Genomic DNA, 19,577 nt, shown 5'->3' on the forward strand with positions numbered 1-19,577 from the left:
TCAGATACTCCCTTCTGTCAGTATTTTATGATTCTTGTAAATATAATCAACAAGTGACACAATCGTCAGCAGCAGCGCGATCCAGACACAGATCGTCGTGACAAACGCAAGCGCCGGAATATCCAGAATCAATAACACCACCGATACCATCTGAAACGTCGTCTTAAATTTGCCCCAATAGCTGGCGGCGATGACAACTCCGTTGTCCGAGGCGATCAGACGGAATCCGCTGATGATAAACTCCCGGCTGATGATGATGATAACCATCCAGGCTGGAAGCGCGTTCAGCTCAATCAGGCAGATGAGCGCCGAGCACACTAGAAGCTTGTCCGCGAGCGGATCCATAAATTTTCCAAAGTTCGTAACCAGATTGTACTTTCTGGCAATCTTTCCATCCAGAAGATCGGTCAGGCTGGCTATGATAAACAGTGCCAGTGCAATCATACGGAAGGTATGGTTTTCACCATTCTGCCAGAGAAGAAAAAACACAAAAAACGGAATCATGATGACGCGAAGCGTCGTAAGCTTATTCGGTAAATTCATCAGCCAACTCTCCTATCAAATCATATTCGAGTGCTCCCGTTACGCGGACACGGCAGAAATCGCCGGACATCAGCGGAACATCCGCATTGACAAAAATCAAACCATCTACGTTCGGCGCGTCCTTATAGGTACGTCCCACGAAAGCATTCTCGTCTGCCACTTTTCCCTCGATCATAACCTCAAGCACACGGTCTTTCATATCCTCGGCTTTCTCAAAGGCAATCTCCTGCTGCAGCTCCATGATCTCGTCGCGGCGGTCTTCCTTGACCTCCTGCGGTACCTGATCCGGATATCCGGCTGCCGGTGTGTCCTCTTCTGCAGAGTATGCAAACACGCCCAGGCGGTCAAATTCCATCTCATCGACGAACCGCATCAGTTCCTCATGATCCTCCTGTGTCTCACCCGGGAAACCGGAAATTAAGGTCGTGCGGAGTGCAATATCTGGGATCTCTTCCCGCAGATGCGCGATCCGCTCCCGAAGCTCCGCCTGATTCGTGCGGCGTCCCATCCGCTTGAGAACGGCATCGCTCGCGTGCTGGATCGGAATATCCAGGTAGTGACAGACTTTTTCCTCCGTCTTGATCGCCTGAATCAACTCCTCGGTGATCTCCTCCGGATAACAGTACTGGATACGGATCCATTCGATTCCATCGATCTGTGCCAGTTCATGTAAAAGTTTCGGCAGGGTCTTCTCTCCATACAAATCCACGCCGTAAAGCGTCGTCTCCTGTGCGACAAGAATCAGTTCCTTCACACCCTGATCCGCGAGCTCCTTTGCCTCTGTGAGAAGCTGCTCCATCGGCACACTGCGGTACGGTCCACGCAGGGACGGGATAATACAATAGGTACACCGTTTGTTACAGCCCTCGGAAATCTTTAAAAAAGCATAATGTCCGCCGGTCGTAACCAGACGTTTGCTCCGCATCTTCGTCTCCGGAAGTTCGGACAAATCGTGGAAATCAGATACCCGCTCGCCCTTCAGCGCCTCCGCCAGCACCTTGCTGACCTCATCATAGCTGGTCGTACCGAGAATACCGTCCACCTCCGGCACCTCCTGCAGGATCTCTTCCTTGTAACGCTGTGCCATACAGCCGCTGACTAAGAGCGCCTTGCAGGTTCCGCTCTTTTTGTACTCTGCCATCTCTAAGATAGTGTTGACACTCTCCTCCTTGGCATCGTTGATAAAGCAGCAGGTATTGACCAGAATGACATCTGCCTCCTGCTCGTCATCGGTAAACGTGTACCCATCCTGGCTCAGCGAACCCAGCATACGCTCTGCATCAACCAGGTTTTTATCGCAGCCAAGGGATATACAAAGTAATTTCATTCAATTCTCTCCTAATAACATATTTAAAAAATTTCTGTAACCATAATCGATTTGAACCGTCACAAAAATTCTATATCGTAACTGTTCAGTACCTTCACAGTCACGCGCAAAAATCCATTAAAAATTGCCTACGGCAATGGGATTTTTGCCTGCTGGCCCATGTTTTCGTACGGTCAGCGCAGTAAATGCGCAGACCTACTGAACAGTTACTCTATATCTAAGAAAAGACCATCTCCATGTACATAATGAACACGGGACGGTCTTCTGTCACCTTTTAGACCTCTTCCTCCGGGGAATCGTTCTCTGCTACAATTTTAACCTTAGAATGGTACAGCTCGTCGATCGCGATCGAAAGCGGTTTTCTTCCATTCTCAATGACCAGTGCCTCATCACCGGCGATCAGCTGTCTTGCACGCTTTGCAGTCGCAATTACGATGGAGTAACGGCTCTGAATCAGCGGTTCTTTCCCCGGCTCAGCCTCTTTGTTTACAACATTAATTAAGTCAAGATATGACGGACGCAGCATCATAATACATCTTTCTCCTTTCAGAATTGCTTCATCTCTTCTTTTATTTTTTCAATCAAAGTCTTGTGATTTTCTGTTCTGGCATGCATCGCCTGAATCAGTGCGTGCATTTCTTCTACACAGCGGTCTACCTCATCATTCACCAGAATGAAATCGTAGTCATCCATCTGCTTGGACTCCTCTGCTGCTCTCGAAAGCCGTGCGGCAATCTTCTCCGGTGTCTCGGTTCCACGACCTGCCAGCCGGTTTCTAAGCTCCCCGGCACTCGGCGGCGTGACAAAAATGAGAACTGCCTCCGGGAATTTCTTCTTGATTTTCAGGGCACCCTGAATCTCAATCTCCAAAAGAACATCCTTGCCCGCTTTCAGGTTGGAAAACACATACTCCTTCGGTGTGCCGTAATAGTTTCCGACATACTGGGCGTATTCGACCAGCTCATCGTGTTCGATCATCTGTTCGAACTCTTCCCGGGTCTTAAAGAAATACTCTCTTCCATCAACCTCGCCCTCGCGCGGTGCGCGGGTGGTCGCGGAGATGGAAAGGGCATAATTGTCATACCGCTCCAGCAATGCACGCATCAATGTTCCCTTGCCTGCCCCTGAAAATCCGGATATAACTGCCAGTACTCCCTGATTATCCATATATTTCGCCTGCTTTCTAAATTCTATCTATTATTACAATATTTCATATTCTCCGTATTTTCACCGCCAACGGCAGCTTTCCGTGAATACCTCTTCCAGCATGATCGGCTATTCAATATTCTGAATCTGCTCTCTGACTTTCTCGATCTCTGTCTTGAGTGCAATCGCACAATCGGAAACCTCCAGATCGTTTGCCTTGGAAAGAATCGTATTCGCCTCGCGGTTCATCTCCTGTGCAATGAAATCCAGCTTACGTCCAACGCTTCCGCCCGCCGTCAGCTCCTTGCGGGTCGCCTCAATGTGGCTTCTCAGGCGGACCGTCTCCTCATCGGTGCAGATCTTATCTGCAAAAATCACAACCTCTGCCGCAATCCGGCCTTCATCGACGCTGCTTCCTTCCAGAAGCTCTTTCACCTTATCTTCCAGTTTCGCCCGGTATTCTTCCACGATCTTCGGGGAACGTTCTTCAATCTGATCGACCAGCGTTACCATATAGTCCAGCTTGCCAAGCAGATCCTGCTTCAGATTCTCACCCTCGCGTGTGCGTGTCTCGACAAATTTCTCTGCCGCCTCGCCGATCGCCTTTTCGAGAATCTGCCACATATGCTCCTCGTCCTCCGGCGCCTGCTCCATCGTAAAGACCTCCGGACACCGTGCAAGACGCATCACCGTTGCGTCATTCGGAATTCCAAGCTCGTCCGCCATCTGACGGAAATAATCCATATACTCGCCGGCCAGGGAACGATTGTACTTTAAGGACATCTTCTCATCCGTATAATCTTCATAGGAAATAAAGACATCTACCTTTCCCCGCTGAATGTATTTTTTGAGCTGCGCGCGAATCGCCGCCTCAAAGTAATTAAATTTCTTCGGCATCTTAATGCTGAGATCCAGGTAACGGTGGTTTACCGCCTTCATCTCCACAGAAATCTTATATTCATCCGTTGCCATCTCGCATCGGCCAAATCCAGTCATACTTTTAAGCATAGTGACGCCTCTCTCTTTCATCCATAGATAATGGTATTATAATGCAAATCGCCGCAAGCGTCAACCGAATTTAAAAGTGATTGTTTTTCGTGTCTTCTTTCATTATAATAGTAGATACTACACAAATAAAGGAGCACCAAAACCATGGCATTTGACGGAATTGTAATCGCAAACCTGGTTAAGGAGTTTAGTGACGCGCTTACCGGCGGCAAGATCGCAAAGATCACGCAGACCGAGCGCGATGAACTTCTTTTTACCATAAAGAACTTCCGGGAGACGAAACGACTTCTTCTCTCGGTCAACGCAAGTCTTCCGCTGGCATATCTGACGGATACCAACAAGCAGGGACCGATGACTGCCCCGAATTTCTGCATGCTGCTTCGCAAGCACATCGGAAGCGGACGCATCGTGTCGGTCAGCCAGCCGGGTCTGGAACGCTGTATTCATTTTGAGATCGAACATCTGGACGAGATGGGTGACCTCTGCCGCAAGCTGCTTATCGTCGAACTGATGGGAAAATACAGCAATATCATTTTCTGCAGCCCTGACGGCACGATCCTCGACAGTATCAAACATATCTCCGTGCAGGTCAGCTCCGTGCGCGAGGTTCTGCCGGGACGGCAATATTTCCTCCCGCAGACGGTCGCAAAGCAGGATCCGCTGACTGCATCTGCCGATGATTTCGCCGCCATTCTGGCACAGTCACCGGCACCGGCAGGAAAAGCCATTTACACGAATTTCACCGGTATCAGCCCGGTCATGGCAGAAGAATTCTGCTATGAGGCATCGATTGATGCCGACCGCCCCGCATCGGAACTGAATGAGCTGGAGCGCACGCACCTCGGTCACACGCTGGAACTGGCAATGGAATCCATCAAAAATGGACAGTTCTCGCCCTGCATCGTATACCGTGAAGATGAGCCAATGGAATTTGCTGCTCTCCCATTGACCTCGTTCCCGCCGGAATATCAGGTCGAACACTTTGATTCGATCAGTAAAGTGCTGGAGACCTACTATGCGTCCAAGAACGTCATCACACGAATCCGCCAGAAATCCTCGGATCTGCGCCGGATCGTCCAGACTGCCCTGGAGCGCAATTATAAAAAATACGATTTGCAGCAGAAACAGTTAAAGGACACCGAAAAACGGGATAAATACAAGCTCTACGGCGAGCTGTTAAACACCTACGGTTATGAGCTGACCGGCGGCGAAAAAGAACTTGTCTGCACGAACTACTACACAGGAAAAGAGGTCAAGATCCCGCTTGACCCGCAGCTGACCGCCCGCGAAAATTCGCAGAAGTATTTTGACAAATATGGAAAACTCAAACGTACTTTCGAGGCTCAGAGCCAGCTCATTGAGGAGACGAAGCAGGAGATCGAGCACCTCGAATCCATCAGTACCTCCCTCGATATTGCCTTAAAGGAGGAAGATCTGACCCAGATCAAGCAGGAGCTGACGGAATATGGCTTCATCAAAAAGCACGGTCCGGCTGGAAAGAAAGTAAAAATCACAAGCCGCCCATTCCACTACCTTTCCTCCGACGGATTCCATATCTACGTCGGCAAAAACAACTACCAGAATGAGGAGCTGACCTTCAAGATCGCGACTGGAAATGACTGGTGGTTCCACGCAAAAGGAATCCCGGGTTCCCATGTCATTGTGAAATCCGAAGGAAAAGAGCTTCCGGACCGCACCTTCGAGGAAGCTGCCGGGCTGGCTGCCTACTATTCCAAGGGACGGGAAAATGAAAAAGTTGAGATCGATTATGTACAGAAAAAGCAGGTCAAAAAAGTAGCGGGCGCTGCTCCGGGATTTGTGATTTATCATACGAATTATTCGATGATGGCGACGCCGTCGAATCAGCTGGAAGAACTGCCATCATAATGCCGCCTGAAAAAAGACAATGTCTATATTTCTGCAATTCACAATGAGTCCAGTAAAAAACGCCACAGGCACACAACCCATGGCGTTTTTTTACTGGACTCAAATGAACTTAGCGAATCTCGCTCTTACCACCCATATACGGACGCAGAACCTCCGGAATGCGGACAGAACCGTCTGCCTGCAGGTTGTTCTCTAAGAATGCGATCAGCATACGCGGCGGAGCTACTACAGTGTTGTTCAAGGTGTGTGCAAAGTATTTGCCGTCTTTGCCGTTGACACGGATCTTCAGACGTCTTGCCTGTGCATCACCTAAGTTGGAGCAGCTTCCAACCTCGAAATATTTCTTCTGACGCGGGGACCATGCCTCTACATCAACGGATTTTACTTTCAGATCAGCCAGGTCTCCGGAGCAGCACTCCAGAGTACGAACCGGAATATCCATGGAACGGAACAGGTCCACGGTGTTCTTCCACAGTTTGTCATACCACATCTTGCTGTCTTCCGGTTTGCAGACTACGATCATTTCCTGTTTCTCAAACTGGTGGATGCGGTATACGCCTCTCTCCTCGATGCCGTGAGCGCCCTTCTCTTTACGGAAACACGGAGAATAGCTGGTCAGTGTTTTCGGAAGCTCTTCCTCCGGAACTACGGTATCAATGAATTTACCGATCATAGAGTGCTCGCTGGTACCGATCAGGTAAAGATCCTCGCCCTCGATCTTGTACATCATCGCATCCATCTCATCGAAACTCATAACGCCGGTTACAACATTGCTGCGGATCATGAACGGCGGGATACAGTAGGTAAATCCACGGTCAATCATGAAATCTCTTGCATATGCGATAACAGCAGAATGAAGTCTTGCGATATCGCCCATCAGGTAATAGAAACCATTTCCAGCTACCTTTCTGGCACTGTCCAGATCGATGCCGTTAAATTTCTCCATAATCTCGGTGTGGTACGGGATCTCGAAATCCGGTACCACCGGCTCGCCGAAGCGCTCGATCTCTACGTTCTCGCTGTCGTCTTTACCGATCGGAACACTCGGATCAATGATGTTCGGGATGGTCATCATAATCTTTAAGATGCGCTCGCCAAGATCCTTCTCCTGCTCTTCCAGCTCAGACAGGCGGGCAGACTGCTCTGCTACCTGTTTCTTCAGCTCTTCTGCTTCCTCTTTCTTTCCCTGACCCATCAGAGCGCCGATCTGTTTTGCAATCTTGTTCTTGTTCGCACGCAGATCATCTGCTTCCTTCTTCGCTGCACGGTTCTTGGCATCCAGCTCAATTACCTCGTCTACCAGCGGAATTTTCTTGTCCTGGAACTTATTTTTAATATTCTGCTTTACAATGTCAGGATTTTCTCTGACGAATTTAAGATCTAACATATCTTCCTCCTACTGTTATGCAATTAACTGCACGAAAACTAGTTATAATTATACTACAACTTTGTACGAATGAAAAGCCCTGTTTCAAGAGTTCCTCTGTTCGTTACTGTTCACGCATACGTGAACAGTAGCGGAATTTGCCGTGGCTTCGCATTTAAATACGGCAAATTCCTGCTGCCATCACGTTTTCTTACGGCACTTTCGGTTCCAAAAGTGCCTACCCGTGAACTGTAACCTCTGTTCTTCTTGATACAAAACAGGATAGACTGCCCCATTATATTTAACTCAACTTCGTCAAATAGGACAGACACGCCTCCAGGCACAGTCCGTCCTGCTCCGGGGCACCAAGTTCTTCTGTCTTTTCCACACATTTTTTTGTAAAAGCTGCCGCCCGTCTGACGGCTTCCTCCATCGGCACACCTCGCACCATGCTGGCACCGATGACTGCTGCAAAGATATCCCCGGTTCCGTGGTAATTGCCCGCCACAAATTTAGTTGCATGAAAGACCGGCTCCTTGCCGCGCTCATGGATCACGTTGAGGATCTGTTTGCCCTTGACCACGCCCGTCAAAATGACTGACCGCGCGCCCAAAAGGTGAAGCTTCCAGGTCAGATCTGAGAGCTTGCGCTTACTCCATCCATTTTCCTGATACAGCGTGTCCGTCAGGGCACAGGCCTCAGTCAGATTTGGCGTGACAACGTCCGCATACTGCATCAGCTCCCGCATCGCCTCGATCAGATCCTCGTCACAGACGCTGTAGAGATGTCCGTGGTCGCCCATCGTCGGATCTACCAAAACCTGCGTATTTTCCCGTTTGAAATCCCGGATAAAATCTGCCACGATCGACGCCTGTCTGGCAGAACCTAAGAATCCAGTCATGATTCCGTCCATCTCAAATCCCATCTTCCGCCACGGCTCCAGGTATGCCTCCATCCGATCGGTATAATCATCCATATAGCATTCCGGATATCCCGCGTGATTGGACAGCACCGCCGTTACCACCGGACAGCACTGTACCTTGAGGGCGCTGATAACCGGCATCGCCGCCGTCAGCGAACAGCGCCCGTAGCCTGACAGGTCATTTAAAACTGCTATTTTCTTCTGCATTCCTTCCATGTATAATTTTTCCTCATTTTCTTAATTTTAAGATACCAGGGTCAAAAGGTCAGAAGTTCGACGCAAGCTTGCTTGCAGGAGAATTTTTGACCTTGGGACCCGCCAAAAACATGAGTAAGTAGCCATTTTTCAAAGAAAAATGAGCGAATTACGAATGTTTTCGAAGATTGCTGGAGCATATAGTGCGGAGCAATCTGGTATCAGAGGGGTCAAAACGTCTTTTGACCCCAACATCATTTTAAGCAACTTTATAATCTAACATATTCTCGCGGCAGATACGACTGCCTGCAGCATGATTCTGGTTTCTACAAGCGTGTATCTATGCATTTGTGTTTCATAAGCCGTACACTCCAATGACGCAACAAGGAGACTGCGCCCGGACAGATGTTTTTCCCATTCTGCCCAACCACAGTCTCCTGTATGTATTTCATTTTAATTCTTCTCGACTGAGATAAATTGCCTTATGCTCTCGCTTCTACAGACAATGCATCCAGAAAACCTGCCTTGCGGAGTGCCGGACGAACTGCCATATATATAACAACAGACGCAATCGTAGATGTCACCGCATTGATCGAAGTCGCTGCGATATTCCATGCAAGTGTGAGCTCTGCCGCCGGTTTACCAATGATCCAGAGTTTATAATAATATCCGATCAGCGGATCTGCAATGACGTTGAATAAAAGACCTGCCACCGCTGCTGCAATCGTAAAACCAAGGATGTGGTTCTTATCGGTGCTCCGGTCAATCTTGCCCAGACGATGTGCTACGAATCCGGCGATCAGTCCGATGCAGAGTTTGCAGATAAATGTCTTCGGTGCATATACAATATAAACCGGATCGAGAAGGTCACCTATCGTCATGCCGATAGCACCTCCCAAACCGCCGTAAAAGCCGCCGACTAAGAGTGCCCCGATGACACAGACTGCATTTCCCAGATGAATGGAGGTTGCATCGCCGCCCGGAAGTGTGATCTTCACCTGTCCGTATGTAAATACGACATAGGAGAGAGCTGCCAGCAGACCGACCATCGCGATCTTGTAAGCCTGATTTGATTTGTTTGCCATGATGTTTCATCCTCCCTTGTTATTGGACTCATCATAGCACAATCTTGTCCCCTGAAAAACATACAGTTTTTATCATTTTAAGCAGGTCAGTTATAACTTGCCACTTTTTTATCCTGATTAATCATGTGCCTCCACGCACAAAAGGACGCCTCTCTCCAGCTCCAGAATGCCCTCTTCCCGTTTGAGTTCATTGCTGATGCAGAGACTCGTCCCCAGCCCGATCGTCCGCCGCTGGAGCGGGTATTTAAATCCCCGCAGCGTCAGTCCCTCGACAGTCTCGGTCATCGGCAGGAACGAAATGTATTTTCCATACACCTTTTCCCGGTGAAATACCTTATGCCCGCCCAGAAGATACAGGCGGTTGCGGGCATCATAAATATTCACTTCCATTCCCTGGCAGAAAAACTGATACATCAGCTGGATATTGCCGATGGCGTGATCCATACGGCCGCCCAGCGCCCCCAGGATATCAACTGCCTCACAGCCCTGGCGCGCCGCCGTCAAAAGCGCCAGCTCCGTATCCGTCTCATCCTTCTCCGGTTTATGGATCTCAAATTCGATGTCCGGCTGGTTCTGATATTCTTCCAGAACCTTTTTGTCCACCGTGTCCAGATCGCCGACCACCGCATTCGGAGAAATATGCAGCGGGCGCAGAACCTCCAGCCCCGCATCTGCCGCAATTACATAGTCATACGAGCGCTGTGAGAGAAAATCTTTCGCAAACGCAATATCAATCGTTCCGCCTGTCACAATCAAACAACGCTTCATCTTCATCATCCCTGTTCAAATTCCTGAAAAATATTTAAAAATGTTTTTACATTCCCAGCCGGGTTTCCCTTAAATACGGCGCTTCCCGCCACGATCACATCGGCTCCTGCCTCTAATACCGTCCGCACATTGTCCGGCGTGATTCCTCCGTCCACCTCAATGCGGGTGGAAAGTCCCCTCTCGCTGCACATTGCGCGCAGCTTCTTGATTTTTTCTACCGTATATGGAATAAATTTCTGACCGCCAAATCCCGGGTTGACCGTCATCAGAAGAACCATGTCCACCTCCGGCAAAATAACATCCAGTGTCTCGACCGGGGTCGCCGGATTTAACGCTACACCTGTTTGCAGCCCTGCCTCACGGATCTGCGCGATCGTGCGGTCCAGATGAAGACAGGCTTCCTGATGCACACAGATCAGATCCGCCCCCGCTTTTTTGATATCCTCTACGTAACGTCCCGGTTCTTCCACCATCATGTGTACGTCAAACACACGATCCGTCACCGGGCGCAGGCTCTTAATTACCGGCATTCCAAAGGAGATACTCGGCACAAACGCGCCATCCATCACATCCAGATGGATGTACTGTGCGCCTGCCTTGTCCACCTCAGCGACCTGCTCTCCCAGCTTCGTAAAATCTGCCCCCAGAATCGAAGGTGATAATATAATCATGGTTCTTTCCTCCCATTTTTTGTATAATATCCTCAACGGCTGCTTCTGCCGTATTTCTTTTTCTCTTTTAATTCCTGATACATCAAACGGTAATTGTCATACCGGCTCTGCCCGATCTTATGCTCCTGCACCGCCGTCTTGACGCCGCATTCGCGCTCGCCAATGTGGACACAGCCTAAGAAACGGCATTCATCCTCATATGCCTCAAATTCCGGGAAAAAGTCCTTGAGCGCCTCCGGCTCCAAATCCTCGATATAGAGAGAACTGAATCCCGGCGTATCCATCATATAGGTGCTCTCTTCCACGAAAAACAGTTCTGAATGGCGCGTCGTATGTTTGCCCCGGCGGATCTTCTCACTGATACCGCCCGTTTCCATCTGTGCCTCCGGCTGGATAAAGTTCGTGATCGACGATTTTCCGACACCCGAAGGTCCTGCTAAGACCGTTGTTTTCCCAATGATCAACCGATGAAACTCCTCCAGCCCTGATTTTTCGTAGGTGCTGATAAAATGCACCGGATAGCCCGCCGGTTCATAGATCGCACGCAGCTTCTCCTGCTCGGCTGCATCAACCAGATCGATCTTGTTGAAACAGATGCTGACCGGAACTTCCTGCCGTTCCATCATGACGAGGAAGCGGTCGAGAAGGTTTAAATTTGGCATCGGATCGGTGATGGCAAAAACCACCACCGCCTGATCAACATTTGAAACCGCCGGGCGGATCAGACGGTTTTTACGAGGAAGGATCTCATCGAGATTGCCTGTCGCCTTCTCCTCATCGAGAACACTGATCTCCACGTCATCGCCTACCAGCGGCTTGATGCCGCGATTTCGGAAAATTCCCTTTGCACGGCATTCATATACCTTTCCAATACCGTCGTGTACATAATAGAAACCGCCGATCCCTTTAATTATCTTTCCCTGCATATCTGTACCTTACAACTACCTCTTATTAATTATCTGAAACTTCCACAAATTCAAGCTGATACGTTTTTAGAACCCGATCGTTCGTCAGATCGAGGATCTGCAGCTCACCTGTCTGCACACCGTCCGCTCCCTCGATATTATAATGAATCGGAAGCGTGATATCGCCGCCGATCTCCCTCGGTTCCATGACCGTCTTAGTCACAGTATTGCCGGCAATCGTCTGCTTCATCACAATACTGACGCGGATATGCGTATCTCCGGAACTTGGTCCAAACAGTTCACTCATCTGGAATTCATCGTTGATCGCCGCCACATAGCGGGTTCCTTTTCCCAGACTGACTGTATAGCCAATGGCACTTCCCTCCGGTGTATCTGTTTTCTCCAGGACATCCTGACTGATGATCTTGCCCTTTGCCACTTCTGAACTCTTCGCTTCCTTGCGCTCGCCAAGCTCTAATCCGACCGCTTCCAGAACAACTTTTGCATTTTCCTCTGAAAGCCCTGTAATCCTCGGCATCGGTACCGTCGGTACGTTCGGACCTGTGCTGACATACAGCGTCACCGTACCGCCTGGATCCACGCTGGACGGACTGTATCGGATCACTATACCGGAGGCAACCGTATCGCTGCTCTCTTTCTGCACTACTACGGTCAGTTTATTTTCTTCTGCCAGAAGCGTCTCTGCATCCTCGCCGGACATCTCTTCCAGTCCAAGTTTCGTCAAATCTATTGCCTCATTGCCTTCTCCGATCGTGACGATAACTTCCGTCTGTTTCGAGACAACCGTGCCGCTGGCAATACTCTGACCGATGACCTTCCCCTTTTCAGAGGTTTCCGACTTTTCATATTCATAACGGATTTTCAACGACTGCTTTTCCAATGCTGTCTTCGCCTCATCCTCCGTCATGCCGTCCATAGGCGGAACCCTGCACTCCGTTGATTCCAGACTCTCGCTCTCAGACGCATCCGAAGAAGCTTCAACGGTCGTCTTCGGATGCTTCTGACTACCAGATCCCAGATTAAAGATGCCTGTCAACTTCGCAGCAATGACAATCACAACCACCACAATCAATACGGCTGCACCGATTCCAATCATCGTAAGCAGGCGCTCCATCTGCGGATTGACATCCTCGCTGTCTTCTTCTATACGGCGTCCCTTCCGTCTACGGTCTGGGCGCCTTGAGGTTTCTTCCTCATAGACATCCGTCTCTTCTTCCTGCCAACCTTCTATCTCGTTCTCCGACGGTTCCGGCTCTTTCCAGACTACCTCACCACGTTCATTTTCTGTCGGAACCGGTCTGGTCTTTTCACTCACTGCCGGATGTTCCATCGTCTGTTCCAGATTTCGATTTCTCTGTGCCTCCATCTGGCGGTTCAGTTCCTCTGCCCCGCGCACGACTGTCGGGGAATTTTCATCAAATTCCGGTTCTTTTTTCAGGAAATCATCGTTTGGATCCACCAGCGCATGGCGCAGATCCGCGATCAGCTCATACGCATTCTGGTAACGGCGTTCCGGCTTTTTTTGGGTACATTTTAAAATAATGCGGTCCAGGCTTGCCGACACCTCCGGGTTGATGCGGCTCGGCGGCTGCACCGGTTCTTCCAAATGCGCCAGTGCCACTGAAACCGGGTTATCCCCGTCAAACGGAAGTTTTCCTGTTAGCATCTCATACATCGTGATTCCCAGTGAATACAGATCGCTTCGTCCGTCGCTATAATTTCCTTTTGCCTGCTCCGGCGAGATATAATGCACGGAACCGACCGCATTGACCCCGATCGTCTGGGACGATACAGCTCTGGCAATACCGAAATCCGCCACCTTCACCTTGCCGTCACGCGAGATAATCATATTCTGCGGTTTGATGTCCCGGTGCACAATATGCTGGTCATGTGCCGCTGCCAGCCCCTGCGCTACCTGGATGGCAATTCCAATCGTTTCTTTGACGCCCAGATGACCTTTCTTGAGAATGTAGCTTTTCAGCGTGATTCCCTCGATGAGTTCCATGACGATATAATGAAGACTGCCCTCATCCACAACGTCATAAACACTCACAATATTTGGATGGGAAAGCCCTGCCGCCGCCTGCGCCTCCATCTTGAATTTGCTGACGAAATTCGCATCCTGGCTGTACTCATCCTTTAAAACCTTGATCGCCACCAGACGGTTCAGAGTGTGGCATTTTGCCTGATACACCTCTGACATGCCGCCCGTACCAATCAGTGAGAGGATCTCATAGCGATCCTGCAGATAGGTTCCCGGTTTCAGCATCATGATTCTCTCACCTCCTTGATCTGCGGGTCAATCAATATGACCGCGATATTATCTTTCCCGCCGTTCTGGTTTGCGAGCGCCGTGAGCGCCCTTGCCTTGGTGTCCAGGGTTCCCGGCAGAAGCACCATCCGGTAAATTGCTGAATTATCCACCATATTGGTTAACCCGTCCGAACACAGCAGTACGTAATCGCCCGGGTTCAGTGAAACCTCAAAGAAATCCGGCTCCACATGCCCACCGATCCCGACTGCGCGGGTAATGATATTTTTCTTCGTCTCATATTCCCGGCTGCCGCGGCTCATCTGTCCCAGCGAGACCATCGCCTCCACGTAGGAATGATCCCGGGTAATCTGATGAATGCCGGAGCGCTCAATCCGGTAGAGACGGCTGTCCCCCACGTTTGCCACATAGAGTGTATTTCCCTGAATTGAAGCCGCTACCAGCGTTGTTCCCATGCCGGCAAGCTCCTCGCGCTCACAGGAAAGGGTATAAAGTTCCTGATTGACTGCCTCGATCCCCTTTCGAAGCGCCGCGACCGGCTCATTCTCACCACTCTCTTTGATATATTCCGGCATATGCTCGATCAGATAGCGCGAAGCAAAATCTCCCGCCTGATGACCGCCCATTCCGTCCGCCACAACAAACAGGTTGGAAAGTTCTCCCACCGGCTCCGTGCTGGCAAACTGAGCATCCTGATTGACCTTACGCGTTTTTCCGATATCCGTCAGTGCGTATGCTTTCATTTGACTGCCGCACCTTCTTTCTCCTGCTCTTTATCCATATAGCTCTTCCGGAGCTGTCCGCAGGCACCGTCTATGTCGCGCCCCATCTCGCGCCGGATTGTCACATTGATTCCCTTGGATTCCAGACATCCCTTAAATGCTTCGATCGCTTTCCGTCCCGACTGTACATAAGAGCGCTCCTTGATCGGATTGACCGGAATCAGATTCACATGCCCGTGCTGATCCTGAATCAGCGCCGCCAGCTCGCGCGCCTCGTCCAGATTGTCGTTGACTCCCTGCACCAGGCTGTACTCAAACGTCATGCGGCGTCCCGTTTTTTCAAAATAGTAATGACAGGCCGCCAATACATCCTTTAACGCATATGTACGCGCGATCGGCATCAGGCTCTTCCGCACCTCGTCATTCGGCGCATGCAGAGAAAGTGCCAGCGTGATGGTCAGTCCCTGATCTGCCAGCTCCCGGATCTTCGGAACCAGCCCACAGGTGGAAACCGTCACATTCCGCTGACTGATATGCAGTCCGCCTTCCTCCGTCAAAAGATGGATAAAGCGGATCAGGTTATCGTAATTGTCCAGCGGTTCACCCGATCCCATCACAACCACGTTGGAAACGCGTTCGCCTGTATCGCGCTGAATCTGATAAATCTGGTCCAGCATCTCCGACGGGCGCAGGTTCCGTTCCAGGCCGTCCAGGGTCGAAGCACAGAAACGGCAGCCCATCCGACACCCCACCTGCGAGGAAATACAAACGGAATTTCCATGCTTATAACGCATCAGGACACTCTCGATGACATTGCCGTCCGCGAGGCGGAACAGGTACTTGCGGGTTCCATCGATCTGCGAAATCTGCACCCGTACCTTTTCCAGCGATACATACTCGCACGCGTCCTGCAGCTTCTGCCGGAGTACCTTGGAAAGGTTTGTCATATCGTCAAAGGAAGATGCCAGTTTTTCATGCATCCACTGATAGATCTGGGCGGTCCGGAATGGTTTTTCACCCAGACTCACCAAAAAGGCACGCAGTTCCTCCTGCGTCATTGATTTTATATCCTGCTTTTCCATATCGGACTGCCTCCCTCTCTCCTATATGCACTCTCGGAGTCTTTCCTGTATTCATACGCTGTTCCGTCCAGTTATCCTTTTCTTTTCATCACAGAGATGAAAAATCCATCACACGGATGAACGCCCGGATAGAGCTGGATGTATCCCTCTTTCAGGCTGTCTTCCTGAAAATCAATCCCCAGACGACCACTGATATCAACCGGCTCAAATGGATATTCGTTTAAAAACCATGCCCGGTTTTCATCATTTTCCAGACGGTTGACCGTGCAGGTGCTGTAAACCAGCACTCCACCCGGCTTCACGTACTGCCAGACCACCGACAGCATCTGCCGCTGCAATGCAGCCAGGTCCCGGATTCCGTCCATTGAAGCGTTGTATTTGATATCCGGCTTGCGTCCGATAATGCCAAGTCCTGAACACGGCAGATCGGCAATGACCACATCCGCTTTCTGCTCCATCGAAGCATCGAATTCACACGCATTCCAGGCGCAGGCAGAGACGTTTGTACAGCCGCTGCAGGCAATATTCTCCTTGATCAAAGATACCTTGTAATCACTCACATCCCGGATCTCAACCTGTCCAGTTCCGTACAGCAGATCCGCCGCATGAAGCCCTTTTCCACCCGGTGCCCCACAGACATCGAGTACAAAATCACCCTCTTTAATACCCGCCGCATCACCTGCCAGCGACGAACTCAGGTCCTGAATCCGGATTAGTCCTTCGCGGAACGCATCCAGACTCTCTGGATAGTCCACTCCCGTCAGACGGTAAACGCCGCTTCCCGCCGCTGTCTCCTCTGCCGTCACGCCCTGGGCGGACAGGGAGGCAAGAATCTCTTCTTTCCCTGCACGGCTCTCGGCAAACCGCACCATAAACGGACGTTTCTCCAGACCAGCCTGTGCCATCCTGTGCGTCGTCTCTGCCCCATAGTTTTCCTCCCAGAGAGATAAAATCCAGTCCGGCATTGAATACCGCACTGAATCATCCGGGAAGGTCAGTTTGCCTTTTCCACGCACCACAGAACGCAACACACCATTTACAAAGCCGGAAAGTCCGGAAAATCCGCGTTTTTTCGCAAGGCGCACCGCCTCATTGCACGCCGCCGAATCCGGTACACGGTCCATATAATAAATCTGGTACACGCTCATCCGCAGAAGTGTGCGGATAAACGGTTTCATCTTATGAACTTTTGTTTTGGAATATGCGTTGATAATATAATCAATCTGGATTTTATACTCCACCGTCCCGTCCACAATCCGTTTTAAAAACGAGCGGTCTGATTTCTCCAGATACTGATATTTAGAAAGAGCCTGAAAAAGGGCCAGATGTGTATACTGTCCCTTTTCCAGAATCTCAGTCAAAATTTCTGCCGCTATTTCACGCAGCGCAGTTCCATCAGTCATCGCGTCGTCCTCCAAATAATATAATCAGACGCAGAAGCTGTAAAATCGAACCAGCCGCCGCTGCCACATACGTCAGTGCCGCCGCACCAAGCACCTGTTTGGTATATCCAACTTCTTCCCCGCGAAGAATCCCTGTTGAATCAAGCAGACGTACCGCACGCGCGGATGCATTGAACTCAACCGGAAGCGTCACCAGCTGGAACAGCACCGACAAGGAAAATAAAAGAATTCCAAGTGAAACGATCGGAGATCCCATGCCGCCGATCAGGACACCAATCAGGATCATAGGCCAGGAAAGCTGTGCGCCGATGTTGACCACCGGCACCATTGAACCGCGCAGGCGCAGCGGAACATACTCAGATGCATCCTGCATCGCATGTCCGCACTCATGCGCCGCAACACCGATCGCCGCGACCGAAGTAGAACCATATACACTCTCAGATAAATTCACAGTCTTGGTCCGCGGATCATAGTGGTCGGTCAGACTGCCTGCCACCTGGCGGATCTGGACATCATAGATGCCCTGTGAATTTAAAAGCTGTCTCGCCGCCTCGGCTCCCGTCATGCCAGTCATGCTCCGGACTCTTGAAAACCGCGCGTAGGTGCTTTTCACCTTCGCAGATGCCCCTAATGACAGAAATACACCAATTAATACCAGAATCATCGTCGGATCAAACATACTGTAATATCCATATCCGTATCCGTACATATCACTCCAACTCCTTTCAAACGCCTGGCTGCCTGTAGCAGTTCAGTTCCTGCTGAAGCATTCATTTTATCCGAGCTTTACTCCCGTTTCCACCGGATATCCGCGTAAAAATGCCGCCGTATCCATCCGCTTCTTGCCTTCCAGCTGAAGTTCCCGAATTGTGAGAAGCCCTTTGCCGGTCTGGACAGAGAATGCATCTTTACCGACACATACCACCTGTCCGAATGTCTCCGGTGACGGCCTTCCCGCCGCATCTTCCTCGACATCCGCCGACCAGATTTTCAGGGTTTTTCCTTCAAATTTTGTATAAGCGCTCGGCCATGGATTTAAGCCGCGAATCAGGCGCTCAATCACTGCCGCATCCATCGACCAGTCGATCTGCCCCATCGACTTATCGAGCATTGTCACATGGGTTGCCTCTGCCTCATCTTGTTTAACCGGATGCAGGATTCCCGCCTCCGCTTTTTCAAGCGTGGAGAGAATCAGCTTTCCTCCCGCAAGGCTCAAGCGGTCAAACAGGCTGCCGCCTGTCTCTTTCGGATCCAGGCGTACTTCCACGGTATCCAGGATATCTCCGGTGTCCAGACCGACATCCATCTGCATCGTCGTCACACCGCTGACCTCATCGCCATTGATGACCGCCCACTGGATCGGGGCTGCCCCACGGTATTTTGGCAGAAGCGACGCATGGATGTTGATACAGCCGTATTTCGGCAGGTTCAGAATCCGCTCCGGCAGAATCTGACCAAATGCAATCACGACGATCACATCCGGCTGAATCTTCGTCAATTCCTCAAAAAATGCCTCATCCTTGCGGACGCGCACCGGCTGATACACCGGGATTCCATATTCCAGCGCTTTTTCCTTGACAGGCGGCATTGCCATCGCCTTGCCGCGTCCCTTCGGCTTATCTGGCTGTGTCACCACCGCCGCTACTTCATGCCGGCTCTGATAGAGCGCTTCCAGTGTCGGAACCGCAAAATCCGGTGTTCCCATAAATACGATCTTCATATCTGCCTGTCACCCCACTCTTGTTTTTCTCTCATTCTGCCAATGTGCTTTATTCTTCCTCTGCCGTTACATCCTCTAACGGACCTTCTACCAACTCCACATACAGATGTCCGTGCAGATGATCGCACTCATGGCAGATCGCACGTGCCAGGAAATCATCTGCTTCCAGGACAAACTCTTCCATTTTTTCGTTCAGCGCGCGTACCTTTACGTGGCTCGGACGGGTTACCATACCAGCCTTGCCCGGAACGCTTAAACAGCCTTCCTGACCAGTCTGGCTGCCGGACATTTCCTCGATGACCGGATTGATCAGGACATACTGGTTGCCGTCCTCCACGTCGATTACTACGATCTGTTTGCGGATACCGACCTGCGGTGCTGCCAGACCTACGCCGCCGGCTGAATACATCGTGTCAAACATATCCTCTATCAGTTCAAGTGTGTGATCGGTTACCTCCGTCACTGCCTTACACTCTTTTTTCAGTACCTCATCGCCAATAGTTCTAATTGACCGGATTGCCATTTTATACACTC

Annotated in this window: 19 protein-coding genes; 1 reads left to right on the forward strand and 18 read right to left on the reverse strand. The window is 50.5% G+C overall.

All coding sequences use genetic code 11. From position 1 onward, the window contains the following. From pgsA to DWX68_RS02170, 5 genes are all read right to left on the reverse strand, one after another. The gene (gene pgsA / locus DWX68_RS02150) at positions 1–543 is read right to left on the reverse strand and encodes a CDP-diacylglycerol--glycerol-3-phosphate 3-phosphatidyltransferase (RefSeq protein WP_118628485.1); all 543 of its coding nucleotides are present in this window, start codon (positions 541–543) and stop codon (positions 1–3) included. After that, on the reverse strand, positions 527–1,870 hold the full coding sequence (gene rimO, locus DWX68_RS02155) for a 30S ribosomal protein S12 methylthiotransferase RimO (protein ID WP_118628486.1): 1,344 nt from the start codon (positions 1,868–1,870) through the stop codon (positions 527–529). The genes pgsA and rimO overlap by 17 nt, the downstream gene beginning before the upstream one ends. A 274-nt stretch (positions 1,871–2,144) precedes the next feature. Further along, on the reverse strand, positions 2,145–2,399 hold the full coding sequence (gene rpoZ, locus DWX68_RS02160; protein WP_022360270.1) for a DNA-directed RNA polymerase subunit omega: 255 nt from the start codon (positions 2,397–2,399) through the stop codon (positions 2,145–2,147). A 17-nt stretch (positions 2,400–2,416) separates the two neighbouring features. After that, positions 2,417–3,037, reverse strand: a complete 621-nt coding sequence (gmk, locus tag DWX68_RS02165; RefSeq protein ID WP_022360271.1) for a guanylate kinase — start codon at positions 3,035–3,037, stop codon at positions 2,417–2,419. Between the two features lie 108 nt (positions 3,038–3,145). Further along, positions 3,146–4,024 carry a YicC/YloC family endoribonuclease gene (locus tag DWX68_RS02170; protein WP_118468641.1) on the reverse strand — a complete coding sequence of 293 codons (879 nt, stop codon included), beginning with the start codon at positions 4,022–4,024 and terminating at the stop codon, positions 3,146–3,148. Between the two features lie 144 nt (positions 4,025–4,168). On the opposite strand from DWX68_RS02170, the gene DWX68_RS02175 reads away from it, so the two are divergent. Further along, positions 4,169–5,911 (forward strand): NFACT RNA binding domain-containing protein, encoded by a 1,743-nt coding sequence (locus DWX68_RS02175; protein WP_118293189.1) that lies wholly within the window; start codon positions 4,169–4,171, stop codon positions 5,909–5,911. A gap of 109 nt (positions 5,912–6,020) precedes the next feature. Here the strand turns inward: DWX68_RS02175 and serS are convergent, their stop codons facing one another. From serS to def, 13 genes are all read right to left on the reverse strand, one after another. Next, a complete protein-coding gene (gene serS, locus DWX68_RS02180) occupies positions 6,021–7,298 on the reverse strand; it encodes a serine--tRNA ligase (protein WP_022360274.1) in 1,278 nt (425 codons plus the stop codon). Positions 7,299–7,578: 280 nt separating this feature from the next. Beyond that, entirely contained in the window at positions 7,579–8,406 is an 828-nt protein-coding gene (locus DWX68_RS02185; RefSeq protein ID WP_243027489.1) for a pyridoxamine kinase, read from the reverse strand. A 470-nt stretch (positions 8,407–8,876) separates the two neighbouring features. After that, complete coding sequence (locus DWX68_RS02190) at positions 8,877–9,479, reverse strand: ECF transporter S component (protein WP_022360276.1); 603 nt, start codon at positions 9,477–9,479, stop codon at positions 8,877–8,879. A 117-nt stretch (positions 9,480–9,596) separates the two neighbouring features. Beyond that, on the reverse strand, positions 9,597–10,256 hold the full coding sequence (locus DWX68_RS02195) for a thiamine diphosphokinase (protein WP_333490929.1): 660 nt from the start codon (positions 10,254–10,256) through the stop codon (positions 9,597–9,599). After that, entirely contained in the window at positions 10,253–10,918 is a 666-nt protein-coding gene (rpe, locus tag DWX68_RS02200; RefSeq protein ID WP_022360278.1) for a ribulose-phosphate 3-epimerase, read from the reverse strand. Before rpe ends, DWX68_RS02195 begins: the two co-directional genes overlap by 4 nt. A 32-nt stretch (positions 10,919–10,950) precedes the next feature. Then, entirely contained in the window at positions 10,951–11,844 is an 894-nt protein-coding gene (gene rsgA, locus DWX68_RS02205; RefSeq protein ID WP_106999960.1) for a ribosome small subunit-dependent GTPase A, read from the reverse strand. 25 nt (positions 11,845–11,869) lie between these two features. Then, positions 11,870–14,116, reverse strand: a complete 2,247-nt coding sequence (gene pknB, locus DWX68_RS02210; protein WP_118628488.1) for a Stk1 family PASTA domain-containing Ser/Thr kinase — start codon at positions 14,114–14,116, stop codon at positions 11,870–11,872. Continuing rightward, positions 14,113–14,859, reverse strand: a complete 747-nt coding sequence (locus tag DWX68_RS02215) for a Stp1/IreP family PP2C-type Ser/Thr phosphatase (RefSeq protein WP_118482172.1) — start codon at positions 14,857–14,859, stop codon at positions 14,113–14,115. Before DWX68_RS02215 ends, pknB begins: the two co-directional genes overlap by 4 nt. Beyond that, the gene (rlmN, locus tag DWX68_RS02220) at positions 14,856–15,920 is read right to left on the reverse strand and encodes a 23S rRNA (adenine(2503)-C(2))-methyltransferase RlmN (protein WP_022358690.1); all 1,065 of its coding nucleotides are present in this window, start codon (positions 15,918–15,920) and stop codon (positions 14,856–14,858) included. The genes DWX68_RS02215 and rlmN overlap by 4 nt, the downstream gene beginning before the upstream one ends. Positions 15,921–15,991: 71 nt before the next feature. Then, the gene (rsmB, locus tag DWX68_RS02225; protein ID WP_118628489.1) at positions 15,992–17,323 is read right to left on the reverse strand and encodes a 16S rRNA (cytosine(967)-C(5))-methyltransferase RsmB; all 1,332 of its coding nucleotides are present in this window, start codon (positions 17,321–17,323) and stop codon (positions 15,992–15,994) included. Continuing rightward, positions 17,316–18,032 (reverse strand): zinc metallopeptidase, encoded by a 717-nt coding sequence (locus tag DWX68_RS02230; protein ID WP_118482174.1) that lies wholly within the window; start codon positions 18,030–18,032, stop codon positions 17,316–17,318. The genes rsmB and DWX68_RS02230 overlap by 8 nt, the downstream gene beginning before the upstream one ends. 66 nt (positions 18,033–18,098) lie before the next feature. Then, positions 18,099–19,043, reverse strand: a complete 945-nt coding sequence (gene fmt, locus DWX68_RS02235) for a methionyl-tRNA formyltransferase (RefSeq protein WP_118482175.1) — start codon at positions 19,041–19,043, stop codon at positions 18,099–18,101. A 49-nt stretch (positions 19,044–19,092) separates the two neighbouring features. Next, on the reverse strand, positions 19,093–19,566 hold the full coding sequence (gene def, locus DWX68_RS02240; protein WP_118293195.1) for a peptide deformylase: 474 nt from the start codon (positions 19,564–19,566) through the stop codon (positions 19,093–19,095). Positions 19,567–19,577: the final 11 nt, after the last annotated feature.

It is taken from the genome of Clostridium sp. AF20-7 (assembly GCF_003479275.1).
GTDB lineage: Bacteria > Bacillota > Clostridia > Lachnospirales > Lachnospiraceae > Otoolea > Otoolea fessa.